Annotated in this window: 21 protein-coding genes; 12 read left to right on the top strand and 9 right to left on the bottom strand. The window is 74.0% G+C overall.

Features of this window, described 5'->3' with window-relative positions; all coding sequences use genetic code 11:
- Nucleotide 1: 1 nt before the first annotated feature.
- Entirely contained in the window at nt 2–862 is an 861-nt protein-coding gene (locus tag ACUW6W_RS10260; protein WP_454180170.1) for a PHP domain-containing protein, read from the bottom strand.
- Nucleotides 863–926: 64 nt separating this feature from the next.
- Between ACUW6W_RS10260 and ACUW6W_RS10255 the strand changes: the two genes are divergently transcribed.
- Both ACUW6W_RS10255 and ACUW6W_RS10250 read left to right on the top strand, forming a co-directional pair.
- Nucleotides 927–2525: an aminopeptidase P family protein gene (locus ACUW6W_RS10255; RefSeq protein WP_144825233.1), complete on the top strand. Its 1599-nt coding sequence runs from the start codon at nt 927–929 to the stop codon at nt 2523–2525.
- A 33-nt stretch (nt 2526–2558) separates the two neighbouring features.
- The gene (locus ACUW6W_RS10250) at nt 2559–4364 is read left to right on the top strand and encodes a pyruvate kinase (protein ID WP_454180169.1); all 1806 of its coding nucleotides are present in this window, start codon (nt 2559–2561) and stop codon (nt 4362–4364) included.
- Between the two features lie 6 nt (nt 4365–4370).
- On the opposite strand, the gene ACUW6W_RS10245 is transcribed toward ACUW6W_RS10250, so the two are convergent.
- A complete protein-coding gene (locus ACUW6W_RS10245) occupies nt 4371–5147 on the bottom strand; it encodes a general stress protein (RefSeq protein ID WP_049147247.1) in 777 nt (258 codons plus the stop codon).
- Nucleotides 5148–5239: 92 nt separating this feature from the next.
- Between ACUW6W_RS10245 and ACUW6W_RS10240 the strand changes: the two genes are divergently transcribed.
- The 3 genes from ACUW6W_RS10240 to ACUW6W_RS10230 are packed head-to-tail and all read left to right on the top strand — an operon-like array spanning nt 5240 to nt 8472.
- The gene (locus ACUW6W_RS10240) at nt 5240–6508 is read left to right on the top strand and encodes a magnesium transporter MgtE N-terminal domain-containing protein (protein WP_010080556.1); all 1269 of its coding nucleotides are present in this window, start codon (nt 5240–5242) and stop codon (nt 6506–6508) included.
- A 39-nt stretch (nt 6509–6547) separates the two neighbouring features.
- Nucleotides 6548–7327, top strand: coding sequence for a DUF1003 domain-containing protein (locus tag ACUW6W_RS10235; RefSeq protein WP_061867034.1), 780 nt, complete (start codon nt 6548–6550; stop codon nt 7325–7327).
- Nucleotides 7324–8472: an Mrp/NBP35 family ATP-binding protein gene (locus tag ACUW6W_RS10230; RefSeq protein WP_061867035.1), complete on the top strand. Its 1149-nt coding sequence runs from the start codon at nt 7324–7326 to the stop codon at nt 8470–8472. The genes ACUW6W_RS10235 and ACUW6W_RS10230 overlap by 4 nt, the downstream gene beginning before the upstream one ends.
- 48 nt (nt 8473–8520) lie before the next feature.
- Here ACUW6W_RS10230 and ACUW6W_RS10225 read toward each other — a convergent pair whose 3' ends face one another.
- Both ACUW6W_RS10225 and ACUW6W_RS10220 read right to left on the bottom strand, forming a co-directional pair.
- Nucleotides 8521–9129, bottom strand: coding sequence for a twin-arginine translocase TatA/TatE family subunit (locus tag ACUW6W_RS10225; protein WP_049147241.1), 609 nt, complete (start codon nt 9127–9129; stop codon nt 8521–8523).
- A gap of 60 nt (nt 9130–9189) precedes the next feature.
- Complete coding sequence (locus ACUW6W_RS10220) at nt 9190–10056, bottom strand: anti-sigma factor family protein (RefSeq protein ID WP_061867036.1); 867 nt, start codon at nt 10054–10056, stop codon at nt 9190–9192.
- A gap of 196 nt (nt 10057–10252) precedes the next feature.
- On the opposite strand from ACUW6W_RS10220, the gene ACUW6W_RS10215 reads away from it, so the two are divergent.
- Nucleotides 10253–10903, top strand: coding sequence for an O-methyltransferase (locus ACUW6W_RS10215; RefSeq protein ID WP_036316483.1), 651 nt, complete (start codon nt 10253–10255; stop codon nt 10901–10903).
- A gap of 78 nt (nt 10904–10981) precedes the next feature.
- Here the strand turns inward: ACUW6W_RS10215 and ACUW6W_RS10210 are convergent, their stop codons facing one another.
- From ACUW6W_RS10210 to ACUW6W_RS10200, 3 genes are all read right to left on the bottom strand, one after another.
- A complete protein-coding gene (locus ACUW6W_RS10210) occupies nt 10982–11152 on the bottom strand; it encodes a DUF3117 domain-containing protein (RefSeq protein WP_002855133.1) in 171 nt (56 codons plus the stop codon).
- Nucleotides 11153–11332: 180 nt separating this feature from the next.
- Nucleotides 11333–11677, bottom strand: coding sequence for a hypothetical protein (locus tag ACUW6W_RS10205; RefSeq protein WP_012751007.1), 345 nt, complete (start codon nt 11675–11677; stop codon nt 11333–11335).
- Complete coding sequence (locus ACUW6W_RS10200; protein ID WP_036316481.1) at nt 11674–12474, bottom strand: LOG family protein; 801 nt, start codon at nt 12472–12474, stop codon at nt 11674–11676. Before ACUW6W_RS10200 ends, ACUW6W_RS10205 begins: the two co-directional genes overlap by 4 nt.
- A gap of 178 nt (nt 12475–12652) precedes the next feature.
- Here ACUW6W_RS10200 and ACUW6W_RS10195 point away from each other — a divergent pair, with 178 nt between their 5' ends.
- The 4 genes from ACUW6W_RS10195 (at nt 12653) to ACUW6W_RS10180 (ending at nt 15997) form a co-directional block, all read left to right on the top strand.
- Complete coding sequence (locus ACUW6W_RS10195; RefSeq protein ID WP_129866787.1) at nt 12653–13387, top strand: amino acid ABC transporter ATP-binding protein; 735 nt, start codon at nt 12653–12655, stop codon at nt 13385–13387.
- Nucleotides 13388–13433: 46 nt separating this feature from the next.
- Nucleotides 13434–14327 (top strand): glutamate ABC transporter substrate-binding protein, encoded by an 894-nt coding sequence (locus ACUW6W_RS10190; protein ID WP_060973724.1) that lies wholly within the window; start codon nt 13434–13436, stop codon nt 14325–14327.
- Nucleotides 14328–14432: 105 nt separating this feature from the next.
- Entirely contained in the window at nt 14433–15113 is a 681-nt protein-coding gene (locus tag ACUW6W_RS10185) for an amino acid ABC transporter permease (protein ID WP_049146610.1), read from the top strand.
- Complete coding sequence (locus tag ACUW6W_RS10180) at nt 15110–15997, top strand: amino acid ABC transporter permease (RefSeq protein WP_060973725.1); 888 nt, start codon at nt 15110–15112, stop codon at nt 15995–15997. Before ACUW6W_RS10185 ends, ACUW6W_RS10180 begins: the two co-directional genes overlap by 4 nt.
- A gap of 61 nt (nt 15998–16058) precedes the next feature.
- On the opposite strand, the gene dapE is transcribed toward ACUW6W_RS10180, so the two are convergent.
- On the bottom strand, nt 16059–17195 hold the full coding sequence (gene dapE, locus ACUW6W_RS10175; protein WP_060973726.1) for a succinyl-diaminopimelate desuccinylase: 1137 nt from the start codon (nt 17193–17195) through the stop codon (nt 16059–16061).
- 69 nt (nt 17196–17264) lie between these two features.
- Here dapE and dapD point away from each other — a divergent pair, with 69 nt between their 5' ends.
- Nucleotides 17265–18230 (top strand): 2,3,4,5-tetrahydropyridine-2,6-dicarboxylate N-succinyltransferase, encoded by a 966-nt coding sequence (dapD, locus tag ACUW6W_RS10170; RefSeq protein WP_036382673.1) that lies wholly within the window; start codon nt 17265–17267, stop codon nt 18228–18230.
- A 260-nt stretch (nt 18231–18490) separates the two neighbouring features.
- The gene (locus tag ACUW6W_RS10165; protein ID WP_144825242.1) at nt 18491–19498 is read left to right on the top strand and encodes a DUF559 domain-containing protein; all 1008 of its coding nucleotides are present in this window, start codon (nt 18491–18493) and stop codon (nt 19496–19498) included.
- A gap of 96 nt (nt 19499–19594) precedes the next feature.
- Here ACUW6W_RS10165 and ACUW6W_RS10160 read toward each other — a convergent pair whose 3' ends face one another.
- On the bottom strand, nt 19595–20881 hold the full coding sequence (locus ACUW6W_RS10160) for a citrate synthase (RefSeq protein WP_080695901.1): 1287 nt from the start codon (nt 20879–20881) through the stop codon (nt 19595–19597).
- Between the last annotated feature and the right edge of the window lie 24 nt (nt 20882–20905).

Genomic DNA, 20905 nt, shown 5'->3' with positions numbered 1-20905 from the left:
CTCAGCCGCGGATGATCGCCGTGCCGGTGCCCTGCCGCTCGATCTCGGCGAGCACCTCTGCGCCCGTGCTGTGCTCGCCGATCGGATTGGGCTTGCCGGTGCCGTGGTAGTCGGACGAGCCGGTGACGAACAGCCCGTGCCGGTCCGCGAACGCGCGCAGCCACGTGCGCTCCTCCGCCGGATTGTCCCGGTGCTCGACCTCGACCCCGGCCAGTCCGGCCTCGGCCATCTGCTCGAACACCTCGTCGCCCACCACGCGGCCCCGCATGCGCGCCCGGGGATGCGCGAACACCGGCACCCCGCCGGCGGCCCGGATGAGCGCGACCGCCTCGGCCGGGTCCGGGGCGAAGTGCGGCACGTAGTACTTGGACCGGCCGGCGAGGATCTCCCGGAACGCCGCGGACCGGTCCGGGACGGCCCCGATCGTCACGAGGGCGTCGGCCAGGTGGGGCCGGCCGATCGTCGCGTTCTCCGCCGCGTGCTCCTGGACCAGCTCCCACGTGATCGGGAAGTCCGCCCCCAGCCGCCGCACCATCTCCTGCGCCCGGATCAGCCGCGCGTCGCGGGCCAGGCCGACCTCCCGCAGCAGGGCGGGGTCCTCGGGGTCGTGCAGGTAGCTGAGCACGTGCACGCTCACGCCGTCGGCGGAGGTGCAGGACATCTCCATGCCGGGCACGAGCGTCAGTCCGGTCTCCCGCGCGGCCTGGGCGGCCTCGGCCCAGCCGGCGGTGGTGTCGTGGTCGGTGAGCGCGAGGCCGTCCAGCCCGGCCCGCGCCGCCGCACGCACCACGTCGGCCGGCGGCTCGGTGCCATCGGACTCGGTCGAGTGCGTGTGCAGGTCGTAGCGGGCCATGGCGGCCATGGTACCGAGACCCGCGCGCGGCGGCCCCGACCTGCCCGCGCCCACCGGTGCCATGATGGAGGGCATGACCGATGCCGCACAGCACCCCGCCCAGACCACCCCCGACCAGCCCGCCGCCACCCCCGAGGCGGGCGCCGACGGCACCGGCGCGGTGAACCCCCAGCCGCTGGCCGAGCGCGTCGACAACCGCTCGCAGCGCCCCGCCTCGAACGCCTTCCGCGACTTCATGGCCTCCGGCTGGGCGCCCTCGTCGCAGGCCCTGCCCGATCCCGACGCCTCTGCCCCGTACGCCGCCCGGCGGCGGGCCGCCGTCTCCGCGCGCTTCCCGGGCGAGCGGATCGTGGTGCCGGCCGGCCGCCTCAAGGTCCGCTCGAACGACACCGACTACCGCTTCCGCGCGCACTCCGCGTTCGCCCACCTGACGGGCCTCGGCGTGGACCACGAGCCGGACGCCGTGCTCGTGCTCGAGCCCACGGACCCGGGCGCCGGCGACGACGGCACGGACCACACCGCCACCCTGTACTTCCGTCCCCTGGCCGGCCGGGACACCGAGCAGTTCTACGCGGACTCGCGCTCGGGTGAGTTCTGGATCGGCCCCCGCCCGACCCTTGCCGGCCTGGCCGCCCGCACGGGCCTGCGCACGGCGGGGCTCGAGGAGCTCGAGTCCGCCGTCACCAAGAACGTGGCCGCGGACGGCACCGCGGTGCGGCTGCTGGCCGAGACCGACCAGGACGTGGACGCGCTGCTGGCCGCCGTCCGGACCGAGGCCGGCGTGGACCTGGCCGCCGCGGCCGAGGCCGACACCCAGACCGCCGAGTTCCTCTCCGAGCTGCGCCTGGTGAAGGACGCGTGGGAGGTCGAGCGGATGCGCGCCTCGGTGGCCGCGACCATCGCGGGCTTCGAGGACGTCGTGCGGGCCCTGCCGCGCGCCGTGGGACACGACCGCGGCGAACGCGTGGTCGAGGGCGCCTTCTTCGCCCGCGCCCGCCTCGAGGGCAACGACCTGGGCTACGACACGATCGCGGCCTCCGGCAACAACGCCACGATCCTGCACTGGATCCGCAACACGGGCGCCGTGCGCCCGGGTGAGCTGCTGCTGCTCGACGCCGGCGTCGAGGACGACTCCCTCTACACCGCGGACATCACCCGCACCCTGCCCGTGTCCGGCACGTTCACGGACGTGCAGCGCCGCATCTACCAGGCGGTCCTCGACGCCGCGGACGCCGCCTTCGCGATCGTGCGCCCCGGCATCCGGTTCCGCGAGCTCCACGCCGAGGCCATGCGGGTGCTCGTCGACCGCCTCGACGGCTGGGGCCTGCTGCCGGTCTCGGCCGAGGTCGCGCTATCGGACGAGGGCCAGCACCACCGGCGCTGGATGCCCCACGGCACCTCGCACCACCTCGGCCTCGACGTGCACGACTGCGCGCAGGCCAAGCGGGAGCTCTACCTGGACGGCGTGCTCGAGCCGGGCATGGTCTTCACGATCGAGCCGGGTCTGTACTTCAAGGAGGAGGACCTGGCCGTCCCCGAGGAGTACCGCGGCATCGGCGTGCGCATCGAGGACGACATCCTCGTGACCGAGGACGGGGCCGAGAACCTCTCCGCGGTCCTCCCCCGCACCCCGGACGAGATCGAGGCCTGGATGGCGCGGCTCCAGGCGTGATCCGGCGCGGAGGGCGCCCCTAGGGTTCGGACCATGGGTATCGACCTGACCACCGAGCTCACCGCCCTCCGCGACCGCCTCCTCTCCGCCGAGGCGGAGCACGCCGACCTCATCTCCCGCGTCCGGGAGCGCCACCGGGCCTCGGCCCGGAACCTCGTGCACTACGTCGCCCTGCGCGGCACCGACCTGCGGCCCCTGCAGGAGGCGCTCAGCGACGCCGGACTGTCCTCTCTGGGCCGCATGGAGGCCGGCGTGCTGGGCCACGTGGACGCGGTGCTGGCCGCCGCCCGCGCGCTCGACGGCGACCCCGCCCCCGCGCCCGAGGACGACGCCCTGACCTCCGCCGAGGGCCGCGCCATCCTCGCCCGCAACGCGGCGAGCCTGCTCGGTCCGGCCCGCGGCGACCGGGACGCGCGCATCATGGTGACCATGCCCTCCGAGGCCGCCACGGACCCAGAGCTCGTGGCCCGGATCGCCGAGGCCGGCATGGACCTGGCGCGCGTGAACTGCGCCCACGACGACGAGCAGACGTGGGCCGCCATGATCGCGGCGGTCCGCCGGTGTGCCGGTGCGGGCCGGCCCGCACCCCTGGTCGCGATGGACCTGGCCGGGCCGAAGGTGCGCACCGGCCCCATCGAGCCGGGACCGCGCGTCGTGAAGGTGAAGCCCGCCCGGGACCCCTCCGGGATCGTCACCGAGCCCTCCCGCGTGTGGCTCGCCGCCGGGCCCCACGACGCCGTGGCCGCGACGGACGGGCCGGACGGCGCCGTCGTCGTGCCGCTGGCGGCCCCGGAGGGGAGGACCCTGGCGGGCCTGCAGCGCGGCGACGAGATCGAGCTGACCGATGCGCGGGGTGCACACCGCAGGCTGGAGGTCGAGCAGGTGGACGGCGAGGGCGTGCTCGTGCGGGCGGAGAAGACGGTCTACTGGGCGACGGGCACGGCGCTGACGACGCCGCACGGACCGCTCGAGGTGGGCCAGCTGCCCCCGCTCGAGCAGTCCATGCGCGTGCACGAGGGCGAGCAGATCGTGCTGACCCGCTCGCTCGAGCCGGTCCCGGCGGTCGACGCGCCGCCCTACCGGATCGGCCTCACCCTGGCGCAGGCGTTCGCGGACGCGGAGGTCGGCGACCGGGTCTCCCTCGACGACGGACGGATCGGCGCGCGGATCACGGCGGTGTCCGACGACGAGATCACCCTCGAGGTGACCCAGGCCGGCCCGCGCGGGGCGAAGCTCAAGGCGGAGAAGGGCGTGAACTTCCCGGACACGCACCTGGCCATCCCGGCCCTCACGGACGAGGACCTCGCCCACATCCCGTTCGCGGCCCGCCACGCGGACATGGTGAACATGTCCTTCGTCCGCTCGGCCGAGGACGTGGCCCAGCTGATCGATGCGCTCGAGGCCGAGGACGCGCCGGACGTGGACATCACGCTGAAGATCGAGACGGTGGAGGCCTTCCGTCAGCTGCCGCGGATGCTGCTCGAGGCGATGCGCTGGCGGGACGTCGGGGTGATGATCGCCCGCGGCGACCTGGCGGTGGAGGCCGGCTTCGAACGCATGGCCGAGCTGCAGGAGGAGATCCTGTGGCTGTGCGAGGCCGCGCACGTGCCCGCGATCTGGGCCACCCAGGTCCTCGAGTCCCTCGCCAAGACCGGCCTGCCCTCACGGGCGGAGATCACGGACGCCGCGATGGCGCAGCGGGCCGAGGCCGCGATGCTGAACAAGGGCCCGTACATCGACCGCGCCGTCACCGTCCTCGGCGACATCCTGGGCCGGATGCACGGTCATGCGAGCAAGAAGCGCGACATGCTCCGGCGACTCGAGTCCTGGTCCCTCTGACGGGGCTCAGCCGCGCGGTTCGTCCTGGGGCCGGGGCGGGTGGCCGCCGCGCGCCTCGATGAGCTTGGCGACCTCCTCCGGGGGCAGGGTCACGCCGTAGGAGCGGTCCAGGCCGGTGGGCGCGGTGTCCGCCTCCGGAGTGGGCCGGGCCGACGCCTTGGCTCCGCCGGGGGCCGGCGCCGCGTGGGACCCGCCCGACGACGGCGCGGCGGCCGGGGTGGCCTGCACGGACCCGCCCCCGGCCTCCTCCGCGGCGGGGGCGGGCGCCGGCTGCGGGGCCGGCTGCGGCGTCGGGGCCGCGGCACCGCCCAGGCCCAGCTCCTGGCGGGCGCGGGCGGCGTGGTCGAACGCGACCACGAGGTCGAAGGCCGTCGGCACGACGGCCTGCGAGGACGCGAAGCCGTGCTGGCCCCGACGCATCGCGAAGCCGATCACGCCGAAGATCAGCCACACCGCCAGGCCCAGCAGCATGGAGGTGAGGATCTGCCCCGGGCCGGCCTCGGGGGCCAGCAGGTAGAGGAACATGCCGATCAGTCCGCCGAAGAACACGCCGCGCACACCCGCGGACAACGCCACCTGGGCGTAGTTCAGCCGGCCGCGCACCCGCTCCACGACCCGCAGGTCCTTGCCCACGATCGACACGGCGCTCACGGGGAAGTCCGTGGCGGCGAGGCGGTCCACCTGCTCGCGCGCCTGCGCGTAGGTGGCGTAGGTGGCCAGCAGCTCTCCGCGGGGCAGGCCCTGCTCGGCGCCGGGCTGAGGGTTGGACATCATGAACGACATGGACCCATTGTGCCCGGCCCGGCGCCCGGGCGGGCGGCGGTCCGCCGTACGCGGACACGGAGCCGCGGTCCGGCACGCCGTAGGCTGGGTCGGTGAGCTCCCCCAAGATCTTCGTGGCCCGCCTGCTGGGCCTGGACGTCTTCGACCCCCTCGGCGACCGCCTGGGACGGCTGCGCGACGTCGTCGTGCTGGACCGCGGCCCCGCCGCAGCCCCGTTCGCCACCGGCCTCGTGATCGAGGTCCCCGGCAAGAAGCGCGTCTTCGTCCCGATGACGCGGGTGACGTCCATGGACTCGGGCCGGATCATCACGACCGGGCTGATCAACCTGCGCCGGTTCTCCCGCCGTGGCGCCGAGCAGATGGTGGCCGCCGACCTCTTCGACCGGAAGGTGCGCCTCTCCGACGGGTCGGGCGAGGCCTTCCTGGAGGACATCGGGCTGGAGCAGCAGCGCAACGGCGACTGGCTGGTCTCGGACCTGTACGTGCGCCGCATCGTCGGCCGCGGCCCCTTCGGCCGCGCCCAGCGGGGCGAGCACCTCCTGCTGAACTGGGACGAGGCCCGCTGGACGGCGCAGGCCGACCCGCAGGGGGCCACGAGCTTCCTCGCCGCGCACGAGGACCTCAAGCCCGCCGACCTGGCGGACATGCTCCACGACATGTCGGAGAAGCGCCGCGTCGAGGTCGCCAGGGAGCTGCAGAACGAACGCCTCGCGGACGTGCTCCAGGAGCTGCCCGACGACGACCAGGTGCAGATCCTCTCCCAGCTGGACATCGACCGCGCCGCCGACGTCCTGGAGGAGATGGACCCGGACGACGCGGCGGACCTGCTCCACGAGCTGCCCGACTCCCAGCAGGAGCTGCTGCTCGAACGCATGGAGCCGGAGGACGCCGAGGACGTCCGGCGCCTGCTCGAGTACGAGGAGGGCACGGCGGGCTCGCTCATGACCCCCGTGCCGGTCATCCTCCCCCCGGAGGCCACCGTGGCCGAGGCCATGGCGACCATCCGACAGCAGGAGATCTCCCCCGCGCTGGCCTCGCTCGTGATCGTGGCCCGGCCGCCGTTGGAGACGCCGACGGGCCGGTTCCTCGGCGTCGTCCACTTCCAGCGCCTGCTGCGGTACCCGCCGCCGGAGGCGATCGGCAACATCATGGACAAGGATCTCGAGGCCGTCTCGGACCTCGCCCCCATCGCCCACGTGACCCGCGAGCTCGCGACCTACAACCTCACGTGCATCCCCGTGGTGAACGAGCAGGACCGCGTCGTCGGGGCTGTGAGCGTGGACGACCTGCTCGACCACATCCTGCCCGACGACTGGCGGGCCATGGACCTCGACGACGCCGAGACCCGCCCCGCAACCTGACCCCGCGGCCCGCCGCCGCACGACACCGGAGGTGTGAGCATGACCCAGACCGCGCGATACCTGCGCCCGGGCCGCGGCACCGGCCTGGACACCCCGCTGAGCGCCAGCGGGCGCCGCGTGCCCCGGCTGGCCCCGAACCCGGACGCCTTCGGCGAGGCCACCGAGGGCATCGCCCGCTTCATGGGCACCCCGCAGTTCCTCGTCTGGATGACGCTGTTCTGCGCCGCCTGGCTGGGCTGGAACACGTTCGGCCCGATGGAGTGGCGGTTCGACTCCGCCGAGCTCGGCTTCACCGCGCTCACGCTCATGCTCTCCCTCCAGGCGTCCTACGCCGCACCCCTGCTCCTGCTGGCGCAGAACCGCCAGGACGACCGGGACAAGGTCGCGCTGCGCGAGGACCGTGACCGCGCCGAGCGCAACCTCGCCGACACCGAGTTCCTCACCCGCGAGATCGCCGGTCTGCGGCTGGCCGTCCAGGAGGTCGCCACGCGCGACTTCGTGCGCGGCGAGCTGCGCGGCGTCCAGGACGACCTCAGGGACGACCTCCGCGAGGCGCTGCGCGCCGAGCTCCGGGAGGAGATCCGGGAGGAGATCCGGGAGGAGCTGCGCGCCGGCCTCCCGGGCGCCGAGGCCCAGCCCCGCAAGAACAAGAAGACCAAGGGCCGCGGCCGGGATGCGCGGCGCGGCGACGCCGGCGCCGAGCCCACGACCACCACGCTCGCCACCCTCGCGGCGCAGGAGGCCCGCGAGGCCGGGGGGTCCGGTCCGGTGACCGGCCCCGCCGGCGGTGCGGGCCCGGTGGACGGGGGCGGCCGATGAGCGCCCTGGGCCTGCCCGTGCCCGAGGTCCGCACCGACCTCGAGCGCCGGGTGCTGGAGCGGCTCGCCACGGTCCAGGACCCCGAGATCCGCCGCCCGATCACCGACCTCGGCATGGTGGAGTCGGTCGTGGAGACCGCCCCGGGCGTCGTCGAGGTCGCGGTGCTGCTCACGATCGCCGCGTGCCCCCTGCGCGGGACGATCCAGACGGACGTGGCCGCCGCCGTCGCCGACGTGCCCGGCTGCGGGTCCGTGGACGTGCGCGTCGGGGTCATGGAGCCCGAGCGCCGCCTGGCGCTGCAGGACGCCCTGCGCGCGGCCCGGCCGACGAACCCGTTCGGGAAGGACACGCTCACGCGCGTCCTCGCGGTGGCCTCGGGCAAGGGCGGCGTGGGCAAGTCCTCGGTCACGGCCAACCTCGCGGTCGCGCTCGCCGCGCGCGGGCTCGCCGTCGGCCTGATCGACGCGGACGTGCACGGCTACTCCATCCCCGGGCTCCTGGGCGTGACCGCCACCCCGACCAAGCTGGACCGGATGATCCTGCCACCCGTGGTGCGGGACGTGAAGGTCATCTCGATCGGCATGTTCCTCGACGCGGACCGGCCGGTGGCCTGGCGCGGGCCGATGCTGCACCGCGCGCTCGAGCAGTTCGTCACGGACGTGCACTGGGGCGACCTGGACGTGCTGCTCGTGGACCTGCCCCCGGGCACCGGGGACATCGCGATCTCGACGGCGCAGCTGCTGCCCGCCTCGGAGCTGCTCGTGGTGACCACGCCGCAGCACGCCGCCGCGCAGGTGGCCGCGCGCGCCGGTCAGCTGGCGGAGCAGACGGGGCAGACCGTGGCCGGCGTCGTGGAGAACATGGGGCCGATGACCCTGCCGGACGGCACCGTGCTGGATGTGTTCGGGACCGGCGGCGGTGCCGAGGTGGCGGAGCGGCTGTCCGGGGTGCTGGACACGCAGGTGCCGCTGCTGGGCACCGTCCCCCTGGACCCGGCGCTGCGCGCGGGCGGCGACGCCGGCGAACCCGTGGTGGTGTCCGCGCCGGAGAGCCCCGCGGGCCGGGCGCTGACGCAGATCGCGCAGCGGCTGGCCGTGCGGCCGCGCGGGCTGGCCGGGCGGCCGCTGCCGTTCACCCCGCGCTGACCTCGGGTGCCGGCGCCCCGGCCGGGGCACCCGACGCGCGCGACGGCGTCAGGTCGCGTCGACGTCGAAGGGGGCGGGTGCCAGCCCGAGCAGCTCGAGTGGGTCCGGTGCGGTCTCCACGGCGGCAGGACGCTCCTCGGCGAGGGCCTCGGCGCGGCCGGAGGCCATCAGGGCTGCGGCGGCGCCGCCCACGGCGGCCGCCCCGGCGGCGGGCGCGGTCGACCGGGTCTGTGCGGCGGCACCGGACTCCGCGGCGGCGGTGCTGCCGGCCCCGGCGGGGCGGCGGAAGAGCGTGCGCGGATCCATGTCCGCCAGGTCCTGGCGGGTGAGGCCGCCGTGCACGTCCTCGGCGCTGACGCCCGTCGCCTGCGCCGCCCGGGACGCGGGCGTGGACGAGCCGCCGGCAGGCTCGCGGAGCGCGTCGCGGATGATGCGGCGCGGGTCGTACTGGCGGGGGTCGTACTTGCGCCAGTCCACCTCGTCGAAGTCCGTGCCGGTCTCCTCCTTGAACTGCGCCTTGGCACCCTCGGCCTTGTCGCGCATGACGCGCAGCCAGTCGGTGAAGGCGCGCGTGTACTCGGGGAGCTTCTCCGGCCCGAGGATGACGATCGCGAGCACCGCCAAGATGATGAACTCGCCGCCGTTGATACCAAACACCCTCCCAACTCTACTAGAGCGGCACCGCCCCACAGCCCGGAGCCGCGGGGGCGGGGCGGCTCAGCCGCGGGGGCGCGGCACGGCGTCCGCGATGCGTTCGAGGCCTCGCTCGAGGCGTTCCTCGACGGCGTCGCCGCCGCCCAGCTCGAGCACCCGTGCCCGCTCGGAGACCAGCAGGTGGGTGAGGACCGCGTCGGCGCGCTCGTCCGGCAGGCTGGCCTCCACGCGGTAGGCGGCCTGGGGCGTGGTCAGCTCGGCCGTCCAGCCGTCCTGCTCCCCCGCCGGGACGATCCGGTAGACGCCGCCGCCGGCCAGCCGACGCTCCTGTGCCCCCGTGCTCAGGGGCGCGGTCGAGGCACAGCCCTCCGGGGTGGCTCCCTCGATCCGGGGTCGGCACTCGCGGACGGTCACGGTCGGCTCGTCCCGGCCCCAGCCGACGACGACCTCCACGTCCTCGGCCGTCTGGGTGGTGTCCACGGTGAGCGGCTCCAGTCCGGCCCCCACGAGGGAGGGCACCGTCCAGCCCTGACCCCGCAGCTCCGCGACGGTGCCGCGCCGGTCCGTCGACGCGGTCCCGGCCGCCGGCAGGGCGACGGTGTCCGTCGGGGCCGTGCGCTGGGCCGTGGTGCGGGGCGCGCCGGCCACCCAGACCGCGGTGAACAGCCCGCCGAGCAGGACGACGAAGGTCAGCAGCCCCACCACCAGGCGGCCGGAGACGCCGCGGGCGCGCAGCACCGGGGCGACGACGGCGCCGGCCGGACGCTGGTGCACCGTGCGGGCGGCGTCGAGCACGCGGGCCCGGGCCTGGACGGTGGCGCGGCACTCGGGGCAGCGGTCCAGGTGGCGGGCGATGCGCGCCCGGGACGCGGCGGGGAGGGAGCCCTCGAGGTAGGCGTCCATGTGGCGCTGGGTGTGTCGACGTCCCATGCGGCCACCTCCTCGGTCCTCGCGTCCTCGGTCCGGCGAACGGCCTCCCGCACGGCGGGAGCCGGTTCGTGCCGTGTCCCATCATCGGCCCGCCTCCTGGGAGAACACTGGGTCGCGGCCGCGTGCCGGCCCGTACACTGGCCCGCGTCGCCCGTGCCGCGGGCGAGGTCCCGCCGTCGTCGTCCCGGAGTCAGCCATGAGCGCCCTGCAGCCCCAGCCCACCGACAAGCACGCGTCCTGGGCCTGGTCGGAGAGCCGGGCCACCGAGGACGACGTCGTCCTGCGCGCCCGCGAGCGCGCCGCCGAGCTGGACGTGCCGCCGGTGAGCGAGGGGACGGCGGCCCTGTTGACGGTGCTGGCGGCCACGCGTGCCCCCGCGGCGGTCGTGGAGGTGGGCACGGGCGCCGGCGTCTCGGGCCTCGCCCTGATGCGCGGTCTGCCCGAGCGCACGGTCCTCACCACCGTCGATCCGGACGCGGAGGCCCAGCGTGCGGCCCGCGAGGCGTTCTCGGAGGCCCGCCTGCCCACGAGCCGCACCCGCATGATCACGGGGCGCTCCCGGCTCGTCCTCCCCCGGCTCACGAGCGGCGCCTACGAGATGGTCCTGGTGGACGGGGACCCGGCCGCGCGTCAGTTCGACGTCGAGCAGGCCGCGCGCATGCTCGCCCCCGGCGGCGTGCTCGTCGTGGTGGACGCCCTCGACGGGGACCGCGTTCCCCGGCCCGCCGTGCGCGACGAGTCCACCGTGTCCGCCCGGGCGGTGGACCGCCTCATCCGGGAGGACGAGCACTGGCTGTCCGCCGTCGTCCCCTCCGGCACGGGCGTGCTGATCGCGGTGCGCCGCTGATCCGCGGCGTCGCCGGGGACGCGGACGCCCCGCGCACCGTGACGGTGCGCGGGGCGTCCGCGTCGAAGGGGTCCGGGCTCAGGCCTGGATGACGCCCTCGAGGCACTCCTTGAGCTCGCGGGCCTCGTCCGCGTTGATCTCCAGCACGAGACGGCCGCCGCCGTCGATCGGCACGCGCATGATCAGGCTGCGCCCCTCCTTGGTCACTTCCATGGGACCGTCCCCGGTGCGGGGCTTCATGGCGGCCATTGCGACTTCCCTTCTGGATGATGTTCCCGTCACGGCGTCCGGCGACCGCGGGAGCGGGCGCTGTCCGGACGCCTCCGGCGCCCCCGCACGCGGGCGTGCGCGAGGCCGGTCACATCACCATTATCGCGGATTCCGCGTGCTCGCGCCAAACGATGGCCCGCACCGAGCCCGGCCCGCGACTCAGGCACGCCCCGCCGGATCGCTCCGGGACGGGTCGGCGGCCTCGAGCTCGGCCACCCGGGCCCGCAGGGCGGTCACCTCGTCCTCGCACTGCGCCAGGGCGTCCCGCAGCCGCAGCAGGACGGCGTCCACCTGGTCCCGCTGGTAGCCGGGCACCGCGACGGCCAACCGCAGCAGGTCGACATCCGCCGCGCGCGGCCGCTCCGGCAGCAGCACGGGGTGCCCCGGCGTCCGCCCGGCCGGGTCGTCGGCCCGGAGCGTGAGCCGGCCCGCGAGGGCGGCGGCCAGGGCCGCCAGCACGACGACGAGCACGGCCACCAGGACGATCCACTGCGGCCCGCTCACGCGTCGGCCCTCCCCGCCGAGCGGAGCACGCACGCGACGGCCTCCTCGGCCGTGTCCACGAGGTGGAACAGGTCCGGGTCCTCGGGCGAGATCATGCCGCGCTCCACGAGCGTGCCGCGGATCCAGTCCACGAGCGGGCTCCAGAAGCCGCGGTCCACGAGGACCACGGGAAAGCGGGTGACGGTGCCGGTCTGCACGAGGGTGAGGGCCTCGAAGAGCTCGTCCAGGGTGCCGAGGCCGCCGGGCAGCACGATGAACCCCTGCGCGTACTTGAGGAACATGACCTTGCGGACGAAGAAGTAGCGGAAGTCCACGCCCACGTGCACCCAGGGGTTCAGGCCGGTCTCGAACGGCAGATCGATGCCCAGGCCCACGGACTCTCCACCGGCCTCGTGGGCACCCCGGTTGGCGGCCTCCATGGTGCCGGGCCCCCCGCCGGTGATGACCGTGTACCCGGCCTGGGCCAAGCGGCTCCCGACCTCGTGGGCCAGGGCGTACTCGGCGCTGCCCTCGGGCGTGCGCGCCGAGCCGAACACGGAGACCGCGGGACCCAGCCCCGCGAGGGTGCCGAAGCCCTCGACGAACTCCGCCTGGATGCGCAGGACACGCCAGGCCTCGGACGTCGTCGAGGTGACGTCGGCGGCGGGGCGTGCGGCGTCGCCGGGCCGCCGGCCGTCGAGGAGGAGCTGGTCGAACGTGGGGGTGTGCGCCGCCTCCCCGCGCAGGACCTGCCCGCCGCGACGGACGTGCTCGGGTTCGGCGACGTCGCCGTCGAGGGGGTGCTCGTCTGGGGCCATGGCGCCAGCCTAACGAGCCGGCGGGCCGCCAGGGCCGGCGTCCCACGGCGCACCCCGCCGGGTGTGGCGTGCGCTATATTCCATTGGCATGACGCAGATCACGCCTGAGCAGCCCCACGGCGCCCACCTCCTCGACGAGGCCGGCACGCGGCGCCGTCGCGGTGCCGCAGGCGACGACCTGATCGTCCTCGAGGGCGTGAACAAGCACTTCGGCGACTTCCACGCCCTCCGACAGATCGACCTGCGGATCCCGCGCGGCCAGGTGGCGATCGTCCTCGGCCCGTCGGGCTCCGGCAAGTCGACCCTGTGCCGCACGATCAACCGGCTCGAGACCATCGACGACGACGGCGGCCGCATCCTGATCGACGGGCGGCCGCTCCCCAGCGAGGGCCGGCAGCTCGCCCAACTGCGCGCCGAGATCGGCATGGTCTTCCAGTCTTTCAACCTCTTCGCGCACAAGTCGATCCTGGAGAACGTGACCCTCGGGCCCATCAAGGTGAAGGGCAAGCGCCGGGCGGACGCCGAGCGGCACGCGATGGAGCTGCTCGAGCGCGTGGGCGTGGCCGCCCAGGCCAGGAAGATGCCGGCCCAGCTCTCCGGCGGGCAGCAGCAGCGCGTGGCCATCGCCCGTGCCCTGGCGATGGAGCCGAAGGCCCTGCTCTTCGACGAGCCGACCTCCGCCCTCGATCCCGAGATGGTGCAGGAGGTCCTCGACGTCATGGTCCAGCTCGCCGAGGGGGGCATGACCATGGTCGTGGTCACCCATGAGATGGGCTTCGCCCGCAAGGCCGGGGACCGCGTGGTCTTCATGGCCGACGGCGCCATCCTCGAGGACACCGACCCCGACACCTTCTTCACGAACCCCCGGCACGAGCGCGCCCAGGACTTCCTGGGCAAGATCCTCGCGCACTGACCCCGTCCCCCGTCGCCCCCACCGCACCGAACCAGAGGAGAGCACCATGCTCCGCACGAAGCTCCTGACCCTGTCCGCCGTCACCGCCGCGGCCGCCCTGTCCCTCACCGCCTGCGCCCCCTCCTCGTCGCAGGGCGGCGGTGGCGACGCCGCCGGCTCGTCCTCGGCCGGCGAGTCGACGTCGTCCGGCTCCGGCGAGCGCCTGCGCATCGGCATCAAGTTCGACCAGCCGGGCCTGGGCTACCGCGAGGGCTCGGCCCAGCCCACCGGCTTCGACACGGACGTGGCCCGCTACGTGGCGGACAAGCTCGGCGTGGCCGAGAAGGACATCGAGTGGGTCCAGACCCCGTCCGCGAACCGGGAGAACGCCCTGGAGAACGGCGAGGTCGACATGATCTTCGCGACGTACTCCATCACGGACGCCCGCAAGGAGCGCGTCGACTTCGCGGGCCCGTACTTCGTGGCCGGCCAGGACCTGCTGGTCCGCGCGGACGACACCGCGATCACCGGCCCCGAGTCCCTCGAGGGGAAGAACCTCTGCTCCGTCACCGGCTCCACCTCGGCCCAGAAGATCAAGGACCAGTTCGCCTCCGGCGTGAACCTGGTGGAGCAGGGCGGCTACGCCGAATGCGTGACCTACCTCGAGTCCGGCCAGGTGGACGCCGTGACCACGGACGACATCATCCTCGCGGGCTTGGCCGCCGCCGACGCCAACAAGGGCAAGTTCAAGGTCGTCGGCAACACCTTCACCACGGAGCGCTACGGCGTCGGTCTTCCGAAGGACTCGGAGCGGTGCGAGGACATCAACGAAGCCATCAAGGAGATGAAGGACTCCGGCGAGTGGGAGAAGGCCCTCGAGTCCAACACCGAGGGCACGGGCTACACCTACGACGAGACGCTGAACTCCGGCGAGGACGCCGAGTTCGAGCCCTGCGCCTGACGACCTGCGCCGCCGGGTGGGCCTGGGACGTGAGCTGAACCGGCACCCTCGGCCCGCCCGGCGGCTCCCCTGCCCGTCAGCCTTGTCCCGACCCTCGGAGAACTCATGGAATCGATCTCCTCGCTCCTCGCGGACTACGGCGCGGACATCCCGCTCGCGTTCTGGACGAACATCAGGCTCGCGTTCCTCGCGACCCTCGGCTCGTTCGTCCTCGGCGTGGTGCTCGCCCTGTTCCGCATCTCGCCCGTCCCCTCGCTGCGCGCCCTCGGCGCCGGCTACGTCAACGTGGTCCGCAACACCCCGCTCACGATCATCATGCTGCTCGGCGTGCTCGCCGTCTGGGGACAGCTGAAGATCAGCTTCTCGTCCGACTTCACGCTGAACTTCTTCATCTACGCCGTGATCGCCCTCTCGCTTTACCACGCGGCGTTCATGTGCGAGGCGATCCGCTCCGGCGTCAACACCGTCCCGCTCGGGCAGGCCGAGGCCGCCCGCTCCATCGGCCTGGGCTTCCTGCCCGCGGCCCGCCACGTGATCCTGCCCCAGGCGCTGCGCGGGGCCATCACCCCGCTCGGCAACACCGTGATCGCGCTGACCAAGAACACCACCGTCGCCGCCGCGGCGTCGGTGGCGGAGGCCTCGGGCCTGATGAAGCGCATGATCGAGTTCAGCCCGGACGTGATGGTGGCGATCTTCCTGACCTTCGCGATCGGCTTCTGCCTGATCGTCATCCCCATCGGCCTGCTGACCACGTGGGCCTCGGAGAAATGGGCGGTGGCCCGATGAGCGCCCAGGCCTCCGTCCTCTTCGACGCCCCGGGCCCGATCGCCCGCCGGCGGATCCTCCTCGCCAACCTCGTCGCCCTCGCCGCGGTCCTGACCGTGGCGGTGCTCGTCCTGATCCAGATGAACGCCACCGGCCAGCTCTCCGGCCGCCGCTGGCTGGCCGCCGTCGACGGCAACGCGTGGCGGAACTATTACCTGCCGGGCCTGCAGTTCACCCTGCAGTCCGCGGGCATCGCCGTGGTCTCCTCCGTGGTGTTCGGCCTGGTGTTCGGCTTCCTGCGGCTGGCCCCGGTCGGCCCGGTGCGCTGGCTGGCCGCCGTCGTCGTGGAGTTCTTCCGGGCCGTGCCGGTGCTCGTGATGATGGTGTTCTTCTACCAGCTGTTCGCACAGGTCGCGCGCTCCGGAGCGATCCAGCCCCAGGACGGCCCGTACTACGCGGTGATCGCGGCGCTGACCCTGTACAACGGGTCTGTGATCGCGGAGCTGGTGCGCTCCGGGGTGCGCTCGCTGCCGCGCGGCCAGCGCGAGGCGGCCGCGGCGGTGGGCATGACGAGCACCCAGTCCCTGCGGCTCGTGGAGGTGCCCCAGGCCCTCATCGCCATGCTGCCGTCGCTGCTGAGCCAGTTCGTGGTGATCCTCAAGGACTCGGCGCTGGGCTACCTCATCGGCTTCTTCGAACTCCTGCAGTACGCCCGCCAGCTCGGCTCCGGCAACGGCAACATCCTGCAGTCCCTCGTGGTGGCCGCGATGATCTTCATCGTGATCAACTTCCTCCTCACCTGGGCGGCCACCCGGCTCTCGCGGCGGCTGTCGTCGCGGACGGCCGGCGACGCCAGCGCCCCCACGACCCCGCGCGTCGGGGCGCCCACGGACACGGCGGGCTGACCGGGCGGCGGGCGAGGCGGGCCCGCAGGTCGGGCGGCTGGCACCGGCCGACGTCGTCGGGTCAGCCGGCCAGCCAGGCCGTGAGCGCCGCGAGGCACGCGTGGACCGCCTCGCGGGGCACGTGCTCGTCGTCCGTGTGGGCCAGGAGGGCGTCGCCGGGGCCGAAGTTGACCGCGGGCACGCCCAGCTGGGAGAACCGGGCCACGTCCGTCCACCCGTACTTGGGCTGGGGCTCTCCCCCGACGGCGGCGACGAACGCGGCGGCGGCCGGCCGGTCCAGACCGGGGCGGGCGGCGGGCGAGGCGTCGTCGATCCGCACCTGGGCGTCCCAGTCCACGCCGGCCCCCTCCAGCACCGTGCGGACGTGCGCGTGGGCCTGCTCGAGGGTCTTGTCCGGCGCGAACCGGTAGTTCAGGTCCACGGACGCCTCGTCCGGGATGACGTTGCCCGCGACGCCGCCGGCCACGCGGATCGCGTGCAGCCCCTCGCGGTACTCCAGGCCCTCCACCGTGACCGTGGCCGGCTCGTACGCCGCCAGGGCGGTGAGCACGGGGGCCAGCTTGTGGATCGCGTTGTCGCCGCGCCAGGCGCGGCCCGAGTGCGCCGCGACACCGGAGAAGGTGACGCGGTACCGGCACGTGCCGTTGCAGCCGCCCTCCACGACGCCGTCGGTCGGCTCGAGCAGCACCGCGAAGTCGCCCTCCAGCAGCTCGGGGGCCTGGCGGGCCACGCGGGCGAGGCCCGAGAGGTCCGAGGAGACCTCCTCGTGGTCGTAGAACACCCACGTGACGTCGTGCACGGGGGTCGGGCCGTCCGCGCGGCCGAAGCGGCCGGCCAGGGCCAGCTGCACGGCGACGCCGGACTTCATGTCCACGGCTCCGCGGCCGTACAGCACGTCCCCGTCCCACGCCGAGGGCACGGTCCCGCGCGAGCCCGGCACGGTGGGCAGGGGCACCGTGTCCAGGTGCCCGGCCAGGATCACGCGGGTCGGCCGCCCCAGAGCGGTGCGGGCGACGACGGCGTCCCCGAACCGCCGCACCTCGAGGCCGCCGAGGGCGCGCAGGGCCTGCTCGACGGCGTCGGCCAGCGGCCCCTCCTCCCCCGAGACGGAGCGCACGTCCAGCAGGGTGGCGGTGAGCGCCGCGACGTCGAGGTCCGGATCGGCGAGGTCGGGCAGGGGCACGGGGGTGAGACTCATGTGTCCAGTCTACGGACGCGCCTCCCACCGCCCTGCAGCGTGCCACCGCCACTCAGTAGGCTGAGGCGCATGACCCAGACCGCTGCACAGCAGCCCTCCCCCCGTCTCGTCTCCGGCCACGGCCTGGCCACCACGGCCGCCGACGGCGCCGTCCTGGACGTGTGGTTCCCCGCCCCCGTGGCCGGTCCGCTCTCCGCTGCGGACGCCTCGCTGCGCGACACCCTGCGCGCCCTCGCCGCGGACGACGCGGACCGCGGGACCACGCAGGCCGTCGTCGAGCTGGAGGTCGACCTGGACGCCGCCCCGGCCTCCACCGCGGACGCGTGGCTGCGCCTGCACGTGCTCTCGCACCGCCTGGTGCGGCCGAACGAGCTCAACCTCGACGGCGTCTTCGGGCTGCTCACCAACGTGGTGTGGACGAACCACGGACCCTGCGCGGTCGCGGACTTCGAGCTGACGCGGGCGAGGCTGCGTGCCCGCGGCGCCGTGCAGGTGTACGGCGTGGACAAGTTCCCGCGCATGACGGACTACGTCGTGCCCTCCGGGGTGCGCATCGGCGACGCGGACCGGGTGCGCCTGGGCGCCCACCTGGCCGAGGGGACGACCGTGATGCACGAGGGCTTCGTGAACTTCAACGCGGGCACCCTGGGGCATTCGATGGTGGAGGGCCGGATCTCGGCCGGAGTCGTGGTGGGCGACGGGTCCGACGTCGGAGGCGGCGCGTCCATCATGGGCACGCTCTCCGGCGGCGGCACGCAGCGGATCGTGATCGGCGAGCACGTGCTGCTCGGCGCGAACTCCGGCGTGGGCATCTCCGTCGGCGACGACTGCGTGGTCGAGGCCGGTCTGTACGTCACCGCGGGCACGCGCGTGAGCGTGCTCCAGGACGGCGAGGCGGCGCGGACCGTGAAGGCCGTGGACCTCTCCGGCGTGCCGAACCTGCTGTTCCGCCGCAACTCCACCACGGGCGGGGTCGAGGCCCTCCCCCGCGCCGGCCGGACCGTCGAACTGAACGCGGCGCTGCACGCGAACTGACCCGGCGCACCCGGTCCCCGGCCCGCGACCCTTCCCTCCCCGTTCCCCGCCGCGTTGGGGGGCGATTCCCGGTGGTATCCCGCCGGGATAACGCCCAGTATCGCCCCCGGAACTCCCCGGCGGTCCGGGGGCGGGAAGACGACGACGGCGGCGCGCGGCGCGGGCCGTCGGCTCCTGCACAGCAGCGCCCGCCCCGCGCGTCATCCCCGTGCCGCGGCCAGCGCGCCCCGGGCGCCTCGCCGGCGTCGTCCGATGGGTGCATGCCGCGCGTCGTCATTCCTCTGCCGCCCGACCAGCCCGCCGTCCTGTTGGCCACGGACCTGGCCCGACTGGGGCTGCCGCCCGACCGCGCCCGCCGGTCGGACCTGGAGCGGGTCGGACAGGGCTTCCACCGGCAGCGGGCACGCCCTGGCACGGGCTGGGCCGACCTGGGCCTGCCCGAGCCCGGGCACGGCTTCTCCCCCGATCACCTCGCCGCGCTCCTGCGCCGACGCCCGGATGCCGTCCTCTCCCACGAGACCGCGGCCCACCTGCACGGCCTGCCGATGCCCGCGCGAGCCTGGCGGCGGCGCGACCCGGCGACCGGCGAGCTCGAGGCCGGCCCGCCGGTGCACCTCACCGTGGCCCGGGGGACACGACGCGTCCGGCGGGCCGGGCTGATGGACCACCGGCGGCCGCTGGCGCCCGAGTTCGTCACGCACGTGCACGGCCTGCGCGTCACCACGGTCGATCGCACCTGGCTGGACCTGTGCTCCCTGACTCCCCCATGGACGTTCGAGGACCTCGTGGCCGCCGGGGACCACGCCGTCCGGCACCCGTGGACGCCCGCGGGCCGGACGGATCCGGCCACCACGATCGCCGCGCTGCGGTCGGCGCTGCACGCGTCCGGACGCTTCCACGGCCGCCCGGCCGCCCGGGAGGCGCTGGATTCCGTTCGCGTCGGGGCGGACTCGCCGCCCGAGACCCGCCTGCGCCTCGCCCTCGTGGCCGGCGGGCTGCCGGAGCCGGAGCTGCAGGCCGCGCTCGAACCCGAGGACCCCTTCTCCCCCGTGGCCGACCTCGCCTACCGCCACGTCCGCCTGGCCCTGCAGTACGACGGTGCGGGGCACCGCACGCGGGAGCAGCAGGCGCGCGACGCCCGCCGGGACCGCTACGGCCAGGCGCGCGGCTGGACGACGCTCCGCGTCACCTGGGCGGATGGGCGCGAGGACTTCCGTGGCGTCGTCGCGGTGGTCCGACGCCGCCTCGGCCACTCCGCCTCGACATGAAGACGCTCCGGCGAACGCATTGGGGGCGGTTTCGGGTGGTATTCCGTCGGAATACCACCCGAAACCGCCCCCCAACGCAGGGTCAGCGCCCCCGGGTCAGCGCTGCGGGTACTGGCGCAGCTGCTCGCCCACGTAGATCTGGCGCGGGCGGCCGATCTTGGCGGCCGGGTCCTCCATGAGCTCGCGCCACTGGGCGATCCAGCCGGGCAGGCGGCCGAGGGCGAAGAGGACGGTGAACATCTTCTCCGGGAAGCCCATGGCCTTGTAGATCACGCCGGTGTAGAAGTCGACGTTCGGGTAGAGCTTGCGCTCCACGAAGTAGTCGTCGGCGAGGGCCTTCTCCTCGAGACGCTGGGCAATCTCCAGCAGCTCGTCGTTGCCGCCCATCTTGCCCAGGATGTCCTCGGCGGTCTTCTTGATGATCTTGGCCCGCGGGTCGTAGTTCTTGTACACGCGGTGGCCGAAGCCCATCAGGCGGACGCCGTCCTCCTTGTTCTTCACCTTCTCCATGAAGTCCTCGGGCGTGATGCCCTCCGACTTGATCTTCCGGAGCATGTTCAGCACGGCCTCGTTGGCGCCGCCGTGCAGCGGGCCGTAGAGGGCGTTGATGCCGGCGGACACCGAGGCGAACAGGTTGGCCTGGGTGGAGCCGACCAGGCGCACCGTGGAGGTGGAGGCGTTCTGCTCGTGGTCGGCGTGCAGCATGAGCAGCAGGTCGAGGGCCTTGACCACGTCCGGGTCGATGTCGTATTCCTCGGCCGGCACGCCGAAGCACAGGCGGAGGAAGTTCTCCACGTAGTTCAGTGAGTTGTGCGGGTACATGAACGGCTGGCCCAGCGACTTCTTGAACGCGTAGGAGGCCAGCACCGGCAGCTTGCCGAGCAGGCGCACGGTGGAGATGTGGACCTGCTCCGGGTCGTGCGGGTCCAGGGAGTCCGGGTAGAACGTGGACAGCGCGGACACGGACGAGGACAGCACCGGCATGGGGTGCGCGTCCCGCGGGAAGCCGTTGAAGAACAGCTTGAGGTCCTCGTGCACCATGTTGTGGCGCAGGATGTTGGTCTCCCAGGCCTCCAGGGTCTCCTTGGACTCGGGCAGCTCGCCGTAGATCAGCAGGTAGGCCACCTCCATGAAGGAGGAGTGCTCGGCGAGGTCCTCGATGGCGTAGCCGCGGTAGCGCAGGATGCCCTGGTCACCGTCGATGTACGTGACGGCCGACTTGGCGTTCGCCGTGTTCATGAAGCCCGGGTCGTAGGTGACGTCGCCGGTCTCCTTCAGGAGCGGGGCGATGTTGATGCCGTTGTTGCCCTCTGTGGCGTGCTCGACGCCCAGGTCCAGGCTCTGCTCGCCGACGGTCAGCCGGACGGACTCGTGATGGGTCACGGGTGTGCTCCCTCGTCTTGTCTT

Source organism: Micrococcus sp. 093350064-1 (assembly GCF_053627955.1).
The sequence above is the reverse complement of the archived record's forward strand: the minus strand, read 5'-3'. Positions and strand labels throughout refer to the sequence as shown.